At 46.8% G+C, this 8,369-nt stretch carries 9 protein-coding genes; 5 read left to right on the forward strand and 4 right to left on the reverse strand.

What is annotated here, in order from left to right; genetic code table 11:
• Positions 1 to 17: 17 nt before the first annotated feature.
• From atpA to AC9UGD_RS05950, 4 genes are read left to right on the forward strand one after another with little or no spacing between them, the layout of a single operon-like run.
• Positions 18 to 1,658, forward strand: coding sequence for a F0F1 ATP synthase subunit alpha (gene atpA / locus AC9UGD_RS05935; protein WP_509570885.1), 1,641 nt, complete (start codon positions 18 to 20; stop codon positions 1,656 to 1,658).
• Positions 1,659 to 1,661: 3 nt separating this feature from the next.
• Positions 1,662 to 2,576 (forward strand): F0F1 ATP synthase subunit gamma, encoded by a 915-nt coding sequence (locus AC9UGD_RS05940; protein ID WP_509570887.1) that lies wholly within the window; start codon positions 1,662 to 1,664, stop codon positions 2,574 to 2,576.
• Positions 2,576 to 4,003, forward strand: a complete 1,428-nt coding sequence (gene atpD / locus AC9UGD_RS05945; RefSeq protein WP_509570889.1) for a F0F1 ATP synthase subunit beta — start codon at positions 2,576 to 2,578, stop codon at positions 4,001 to 4,003. The genes AC9UGD_RS05940 and atpD overlap by 1 nt, the downstream gene beginning before the upstream one ends.
• Before the next feature lie 4 nt (positions 4,004 to 4,007).
• The gene (locus AC9UGD_RS05950; protein WP_509570891.1) at positions 4,008 to 4,259 is read left to right on the forward strand and encodes a F0F1 ATP synthase subunit epsilon; all 252 of its coding nucleotides are present in this window, start codon (positions 4,008 to 4,010) and stop codon (positions 4,257 to 4,259) included.
• 144 nt (positions 4,260 to 4,403) lie between these two features.
• Here AC9UGD_RS05950 and murA read toward each other — a convergent pair whose 3' ends face one another.
• A complete protein-coding gene (gene murA / locus AC9UGD_RS05955; protein WP_509570894.1) occupies positions 4,404 to 5,663 on the reverse strand; it encodes a UDP-N-acetylglucosamine 1-carboxyvinyltransferase in 1,260 nt (419 codons plus the stop codon).
• A gap of 28 nt (positions 5,664 to 5,691) precedes the next feature.
• On the opposite strand from murA, the gene AC9UGD_RS05960 reads away from it, so the two are divergent.
• Positions 5,692 to 6,264, forward strand: coding sequence for a cob(I)yrinic acid a,c-diamide adenosyltransferase (locus tag AC9UGD_RS05960; protein ID WP_509570897.1), 573 nt, complete (start codon positions 5,692 to 5,694; stop codon positions 6,262 to 6,264).
• Here the strand turns inward: AC9UGD_RS05960 and AC9UGD_RS05965 are convergent.
• From AC9UGD_RS05965 to AC9UGD_RS05975, 3 genes are all read right to left on the reverse strand, one after another.
• The gene (locus tag AC9UGD_RS05965) at positions 6,261 to 6,773 is read right to left on the reverse strand and encodes a hypothetical protein (protein ID WP_509570899.1); all 513 of its coding nucleotides are present in this window, start codon (positions 6,771 to 6,773) and stop codon (positions 6,261 to 6,263) included. The genes AC9UGD_RS05960 and AC9UGD_RS05965 overlap by 4 nt on opposite strands.
• A 37-nt stretch (positions 6,774 to 6,810) precedes the next feature.
• A complete protein-coding gene (locus AC9UGD_RS05970; protein WP_509570902.1) occupies positions 6,811 to 7,605 on the reverse strand; it encodes an ABC transporter permease in 795 nt (264 codons plus the stop codon).
• Positions 7,598 to 8,369: ABC transporter ATP-binding protein (locus tag AC9UGD_RS05975; protein WP_509570904.1), on the reverse strand; the 772-nt coding region annotated here is incomplete at its 5' end. The genes AC9UGD_RS05975 and AC9UGD_RS05970, both read right to left, overlap by 8 nt.

The following is an 8,369-nucleotide window of genomic DNA, read 5'->3' on the forward strand; positions in this document are numbered from 1 at the left end:
AATAAAGGGAGAAACACATGGCAGACCTAAAGATCAATCCTGAAGAGATTCAGGGTGCCTTAGCGAACTTCGTTAAGTCATACGATCCAGGCGTTGCAGCTCGCGACGAAGTCGGAACCGTTAGCCAGGCAGGCGACGGAATCGCACGTGTTCAAGGGCTGCCATCAACAATGGCGAATGAGTTGCTGCAGTTTGAAAACGGCACACTCGGCCTCGCACTCAACCTTGACGTCCGCGAAATCGGTACTGTTATTTTGGGTAGCACAACAGGAATTGAAGAAGGAACATCAGTTCGTCGAACTGGTGAAATTCTTTCTGTACCAGTCGGTGATGGTTTCCTAGGTCGCGTTGTTGACGCACTTGGAAATCCAATTGACGGCAAAGGCGAAATCAAAGCAGAAGCACGTCGTGCACTTGAATTGCAGGCTCCCTCTGTAGTTCAGCGCCAACCTGTTAAAGAGCCACTTGCAACTGGTATCAAGGCGATCGATGCAATGACAGCGATTGGTCGCGGACAGCGCCAGCTCATCATTGGTGACCGTCAGACCGGAAAGACAGCGGTTGCAGTAGACACAATTATTAACCAGAAGGAAAACTGGAAATCTGGCGATAAGAAGAAGCAGGTTAAGTGTATTTATGTTGCTATTGGTCAGAAGGGTTCAACGATCGCTGCAGTTAAAGGCGCGCTCGAAGAAGCTGGCGCAATGGAGTACACAACAATCGTTGCTTCACCTGCATCAGATCCAGCAGGTTTCAAGTACTTGTCTCCTTACACAGGTTCTGCAATTGGTCAGCACTGGATGTACAAGGGCGAGCACGTACTTATCGTGTTTGATGATTTATCAAAGCAAGCTGAGGCTTACCGTTCAGTCTCACTTCTACTTCGTCGTCCACCAGGCCGCGAAGCGTACCCAGGCGATGTTTTCTACTTACACTCACGTTTGCTAGAGCGTTGCGCAAAGCTTTCCGATGAATTAGGTGGCGGTTCAATGACCGGTTTGCCAATCATCGAAACAAAGGGAAATGACGTTTCTGCGTTTATTCCTACAAACGTTATTTCAATTACTGACGGTCAGTGCTTCTTTGAAACAGATTTGTTTAACGCCGGTGTTCGCCCAGCGATCAACGTAGGTGTTTCTGTTTCTCGTGTTGGTAGCTCGGCACAAACTAAGGCGATGAAGAAGATTGCTGGACGTTTGCGTCTTGACCTTGCTCAGTATCGTGAACTTGAAGCATTCGCTGCTTTCGGTTCAGATCTAGATGCAGCATCAAAGGCTCAGCTTGAGCGCGGTGCACGTATGGTTGAACTTCTTAAGCAAGGTCAGTACTCACCATATTCATTGGAACGCCAAATCGTTTCAATCTGGGCAGGTACTACTGGAAAGCTAGATGATGTTGCGGTTGCAGATATCCGTCGCTTTGAATCAGAGCTGCTGGACTTCATCGCTCGCGAACGCAAGGAGATCAACGCTGTTATCTCTGAGACTAAGCAGCTAGATGATGACACCATTGCAAAGATGACTGAAGCTGTTGAAGCATTTAAGAAGCAGTTCAAATCATCAGCAACACAAGCTCTTAATGAAGCTCCAGCTGAAGCCCTAGATGGCGAAAGTGCAGAGCAAATTACAAAGTTTGTCCCACCGGCGGTGAAGAAGTAACTCATGGGTGCCCAACTCCGCATTTATCGCAGACGTATGCGATCTGTTAAAGCGACTAAAAAGATTACGAAAGCAATGGAGTTAATCTCTGCTTCTCGAATCGTTAAGGCGCAGCAACGGGTTGCAGCGTCAACTCCTTACGCAAATGAGTTGACCCGTGCGGTATCTGCAGTTGCCTCATACTCTTCAACAGTTCACCCATTAACAACGGCAGATGAGAATCCAATTCGCGCTGCGATTTTGATTATCTCTGCAGACCGTGGAATGGCTGGTGCGTACTCAAACAATGCAATCAAGGAAGGCGAGCAGCTTGCCGCCCTCCTACGTGAGCGCGGACTTGAGGTTAAGCCGTATCTTGTTGGACGTAAAGCAGTTGGTTACTACAAGTTCCGCGAACGTTTTATCGCAGGACAATGGACTGGATTTTCAGATAATCCAACGTATGAAAATGCGAAAGAAGTTGCTGATTCATTAATCAAGGCATTCGTTGCAGATTCTGCAGTTGATCCAGAAGGCGTGGATGAAATCCATATTGTCTTTACTGAATTCAAATCAATGCTTATTCAAAACGCTATGGCAAAGCGCATGCTTCCGCTAGAAGTTGTAGAAAGCGATGCACCAGCTCCAACTGGATTGCTGCCAATGTATGAATTCGAACCTAATGCTGCTGTGGTGCTTGATGCATTATTGCCACGTTACATTGAGGCTCGAATCTTTAACGCGATGTTGCAATCTGCAGCCTCAGAGCATGCAGCTCGACGTCGCGCAATGAAGTCAGCAACTGACAACGCTGATGATCTAATCAAGTCTCTAACAAGACTTGCGAATGCGGCTCGTCAGGCCGAAATTACCCAAGAAATCAGTGAAATTGTTGGCGGCGCAGACGCGTTGGCCTCAGCTAGTGCAGGGAGTGAATGATGTCGAACTCAAAAAATGGCCGCGTAGCTCGCGTTATCGGACCGGTGGTGGATATTGAATTCCCAGCCGATTCAATGCCAGCGATCTTTAATGCGCTACATGTGCAGACAACCATGTCAGGTACTACTCGTACCTTGACACTTGAGGTTGCTCAACACATTGGCGACAATCTTGTGCGCGCTATCTCAATGCAACCAACGGATGGAATGGTCCGTGGAGCAGAAGTTTCCGATACAGGATCGGCTATCTCAGTTCCTGTTGGTGATGTAACAAAGGGTCACGTGTTCAACACACTTGGCGAATCACTAGATGTGCCTACCTCTTCACTCGACATCAAAGAGCGTTGGCCTATCCACCGTGATGCACCAGCATTTGATCAGTTGGAATCTAAGACTGAGATGTTTGAAACCGGTATCAAGGTTATCGATCTACTAACACCATATGTAAAGGGCGGAAAGATCGGTCTCTTCGGTGGCGCTGGTGTAGGTAAGACAGTTTTGATTCAAGAAATGATTTACCGTGTAGCTGAAAACTTCGGTGGTGTGTCTGTATTCGCCGGTGTTGGTGAGCGTACTCGTGAAGGTAACGACTTGTTCCTTGAAATGACTGAAACCGGCGTTATCAATAAGACAGCGTTAGTGTTCGGTCAGATGGATGAACCACCTGGAACGCGTCTTCGTGTTGCATTGTCAGCGCTAACAATGGCTGAGTACTTCCGCGATGTTCAAAAGCAGGACGTACTTCTGTTCATCGATAATATTTTCCGTTTCACACAGGCAGGTTCTGAGGTTTCAACACTTCTAGGCCGTATGCCATCTGCTGTGGGATACCAGCCAACCTTGGCTGATGAAATGGGTCAGTTACAAGAGCGCATCACATCAACACGTGGTCACTCAATTACATCTATGCAGGCAATTTACGTTCCTGCTGACGATATTACAGACCCAGCGCCACACACTACTTTCGCGCACTTAGATGCAACAACAGTGTTGTCTCGTCCGATTTCAGAGCTTGGTATTTACCCAGCTGTGGATCCACTTGACTCAACTTCTCGCATCTTGGATCCACGCTACATTGGTGAGCATCACTTCCGTGTTGCTAACCGCATCAAGCAGATCTTGCAGCGTTACAAGGATCTACAGGACATCATTGCAATTCTTGGTATTGATGAATTGTCAGAAGATGACCGCGTTCTTGTAGGCCGCGCACGTCGTATCCAGCGCTTCCTTTCACAGAACACATTCGTAGCGAAGGTGTTTACTGGAATCGATGGATCATTCGTTCCGCTATCAGAGACAATCGAAGCATTTGAAGCACTTGCAGATGGAAAGTACGATCACATTCCAGAGCAGGCATTCTTCATGTGCGGTGGTCTTGCAGATGTAGAGCGCAACGCAGCCGAACTAGCAGCAAGCTTGGCAAAGTAAAAAGATGACACTTAAAGTCGAACTCGTATCTCCAACAGAGCGCGTATGGTCGGGCGAAGCTACATCAGTTTCTGCTCGAACCGTCGAAGGTGACATTGGTGTTCTCACCGATCACGCACCGCTCTTTGGAGTACTTGTCGATGGTCAGGTTGTAATTCACGGTGTAAACGGTGAAGACAAAGAGTTCAACGTATCCGGTGGTTTTCTATCGGTATCAAACAACCGCGTATCAATTCTTACGGAGTCCATTAACTAATTATTTAATAAAAAAGAAAGTTCTCAGCTTCGAAAAGATGAAGAAGTCGCTAAACGAGTTAATTTCCTAGCTTTGAAAAGATGAAGAAGCAAGTACACACTTTTCTCCGCTAGAAACTAACTCGTTTTTGCGTTAAAAGAAATGTTATTCGCGGGTGACTTTTGCGCCCAGGTTTTGTAGTTGCTCGGCAAAGTTTGGATAGCCACGGTCTACGTGGAAAGCCTGATCGACGGTTGTTTCACCCTCGGCAACTAATGCGGCGAGGATTAAGCCGGCGCCAGCACGAATATCGTGGGCTTCAACTGGGGCCCCAGATAGCTCTTCTACGCCAGTAATTGATGCGTGATGGCCATCTACGCTTACTTGAGCGCCTAAGCGGCTGAGTTCGTTGACGAACATGAAGCGGGATTCAAAAACATTTTCAGTAACTAAGGAATGCCCGTCTGCGATGGCGTTTAGTGCGATGACCATGGGCAATAGATCTGTCGGGAAACCTGGGTAGGGAAGTGTTGCTACATCAATTGCTTGAGGCCGCACATCCATCTTCACGCGGATGCCATCGGCAGTTGAAGTAATGATTGCACCAGCAGATGCCAATTTTTCAAGTGGTAACTCAAGGTGTTCTGGTCGAGCGCCATGGATTGTTATATCGCCACGTGTCATCGCTGCAGCAAAAGCCCATGTGCCGGTAATGATTCGATCGGTGATAGTTGTGTGATCAGTTGGATGCATTACATCAACACCGGTAATTGTGATTAATGGTGAACCAAGTCCTTCGATCTTTGCGCCCATCGAGATAAGAAATTCACCAAGGTCGACGATGTCTGGTTCGCGGGCAGCGTTATCAATTGTTGTTACACCTTTTGCCAATACTGCAGCGGTCATGATGTTTTCAGTTGCGCCAACACTTGGGAAATCAAGTTCGACAGGTGCCCCATTCAAACCATTGGGAGCTTCTGCAATGACATAGCCATGTTCGATGTGGGCTTTTGCACCTAAGGATTCGAGACCTTTAATGTGAAAATCTAATCCACGAGAGCCAATTGCATCTCCACCCGGCAGTGCAACATCTGCTTGACCAACTCGGGCAACTAGCGGACCCAAAACATTGATCGATGCGCGCATCTTTCGAACCAAATCATAATCCGCACGGTGTGCAGGCTCTTGTGGGACATTAATTGTGACCGTATCTGCGCCACGGACAACTGTGCACCCGAGCCGAGTTAACAAGTCGGCCATAATGTCAACGTCAGCGATATCTGGAACATTGCGGATAGTTGTCGTGCCCGCCGCCAACAAAGAGGCTGCCATCAGCTTTAAAACAGAGTTCTTGGCACCTGTTACAGCGACTTCTCCGCGCAGGGAGGTTCCTCCAACTATGCGGAAGCGATCGTGGGATGCCATAGCCGCAGTCTACTTATAGGCTAGGCACATGGTTAATTTAACGCGTATTTATACAAAGACCGGCGATGATGGAACAACTTCTCTGGGGGACATGAGTCGTACCTCAAAGAATGACCCTCGTCTTGAAGCCTATGCCACAGTCGATGAAGCTAACTCAGCTATCGGTGTTGTGCTTTCTACAGATCAGTTAACTGATGAAGTACGTGCATTGTTAGTGCGCATTCAAAATGATTTATTCGATGTCGGGGCAGATCTTTGTACACCAGTTGTTGATTCGCCAGCTTTTGAACCTTTGCGTGTTCTGGAATCGCAGGTTACATATTTAGAAGAGCAGATCGATCATTTCAATGCTGACCTAGAGTCATTACGTTCATTTGTTTTGCCATCTGGCACAGCTGCCGCTGCGCACCTTCATGTTGCCCGCACAGTGGTACGTCGAGCAGAGCGTCGCACATGGAGCGCGATCCACTCATTTGGTGGTGGGGTTAATCCATTAACTGCGAAGTATTTAAATCGTTGCTCAGATCTTCTTTTTGTTCTTGCCCGTTTTGCCAATAAAGAAATTGGCGATCAACTGTGGGTTCCTGGAGCTAATCGCTAAGGAGCAATTGTGTATGTTGTTCCGGGAACTTTCTCTACCGGTACATCAGTGCGACAAACTGCTTTTATGTTTGAAACTGAGTGACGCAGCTCTATTGGTTCACTGCTGACTAACAAGATAGTTGAGTATTTCTTTGCTGCAGTTCTACCTATCGTTGTGCGGACGGTACCGAAAAGTTTGACTGTTTTATCTTCTGGAGAAGTCGCACCTTTCACACTTGCGGTAACAACCCACCACGTGCAGGCAGATAAAGATGCGACCTGTACTGCTCCGCAGGAGTATTTTTCACAAACCGGAACTCCATCTACTGTTTGAGCTAAAGCTTTAGTTAAAACCTTGTCATTAGAGGCTAAGCCAACAAGCTCTTTTGGTTTTGGAATCTTTATAAATGCGTTTCCATCCTTGCTCTTAGCAAATCCTTTTGGTGGCCACACCGGAGAAGGTGATGGACTCAATGTGGGCTTGGCTTTAGCCAATGATGAAGTCGTTTCGGCATGACTGATTGGCATACATACAGTCAGGAGCAAAAGGATTGCTATTAACTTCTTAATCACGATCCCACTTGAACTTTCGGACGCTAAAAAAGACACCAATAACTAACCACACAAGAAGAATCACAATCGTTTTACTGGTTTCCCAACCCTTGGCAACTTCTTGGCTGGCAAATGAATCAGGCAGAAACACCGAACGCATTCCCTGGGTTAACCACTTCAGCGGGAAAATTGCCGCGACTTGCTGCATCCATGATGGCAATTGGGTAAAGACAAAGAAAACACCGCTAAAGAATTGCAAGATAATCACTATGGGGGAAACGACCGCTGAAGCACCACGTCCGCTTTTAGGAACTATCGAAAAGGCGATTCCCAGCGCGGTTGAACATGCGCTACCCAGCAGAACTAGCCAGGTAAAGGTGATCCACTTATTGATATCTGTTGGTAATTCGACACCAAAAAATAAAATGCCAAACCCCAAAAGTAAGAGAATTTGAATAACCATGCTGACAAAGATCAGAATTGCTTTGCCAATAAAGTAACTAGATGCTGGCATAGGTGTTCCGCGTAGGCGCTTTAGTGCACCAAAGTCACGTTCTAAAGGGATCGTAATTGCTAGTGCTTGAAATCCTGTGTTTACTAATCCGGATGCAATCATTCCAGCAAGAAAGTATTGTGAAAAAGTTACACCAGGTGCAATTGTGTCTTTAAATACCGAGCCAAAAATTGCAAGCAAAATAACGGGGAAAAGTAAGGTAAATACAACTGATTCACGCTGACGAGCGAATTGGCGAATCTCTAAATTTCCACGGCGAATGCCTAATGAAAGCGCGCTAGGGATTTTATTCATGCGTGCCTCCAATCATTTCAAGATAGATATCCTCAAGTGATGGCCGTGAAACAACTAACTCTGGAACCTCGCCACCAAAGTGTGATGACAACTTTGCTACTAATTCAGTTGGGTTATCTGAGCGCTCAGATTTCACAATCTCCCCATCGCGCCATGCAACGGTGGCCTGTGAAGTAGCGCGTCCACCTAGTTCGGCTGGGGTTGAAACTTCGATGATGACACCATTATTAATGACTGCTACGCGATCTGCCAGCGCTTCAGCTTCATCTAAGTAATGGGTGGTCAGGACAATTGTGGTTCCATCGCTCCGCAGATTCTGAATCAGAGCCCAAAAAGCACGGCGGGCTTCAGGATCAAAACCAGTTGTGGGTTCATCCAAGAACAAGAGCTCCGGATTTCCGATGATTCCTAATGCCACATCTAATCTGCGACGTTGACCACCTGAAAGATTGCGAATTAAGGAATTTTCTTTTTCGATTAAGCCAACTGAGTTAATAACCTCATCAACTTTTCGAGGATTTGAGTAGTAACCACTGAAATGATCAATTGTCTCTAACACCGTCAGATCGCCAGCATCGGCAGAACTTTGCAAGACGATTCCAATACGATTTCGCCATTCACGAGATTCATGTCCACGTGTTTGTGGATCGAAGCCTAAAACAGAAACCGACCCTGCATCTCGGGTTCTAAAACCTTCAAGGATTTCTACGGTTGTTGTCTTTCCGGCACCGTTTGGACCTAATAATGAAAAAATCTCGCCTTGT

Origin of the sequence: Candidatus Planktophila sp. (genome assembly GCF_044232745.1) — a bacterium.
Taxonomy (GTDB): Bacteria; Actinomycetota; Actinomycetes; order Nanopelagicales; family Nanopelagicaceae; genus Planktophila.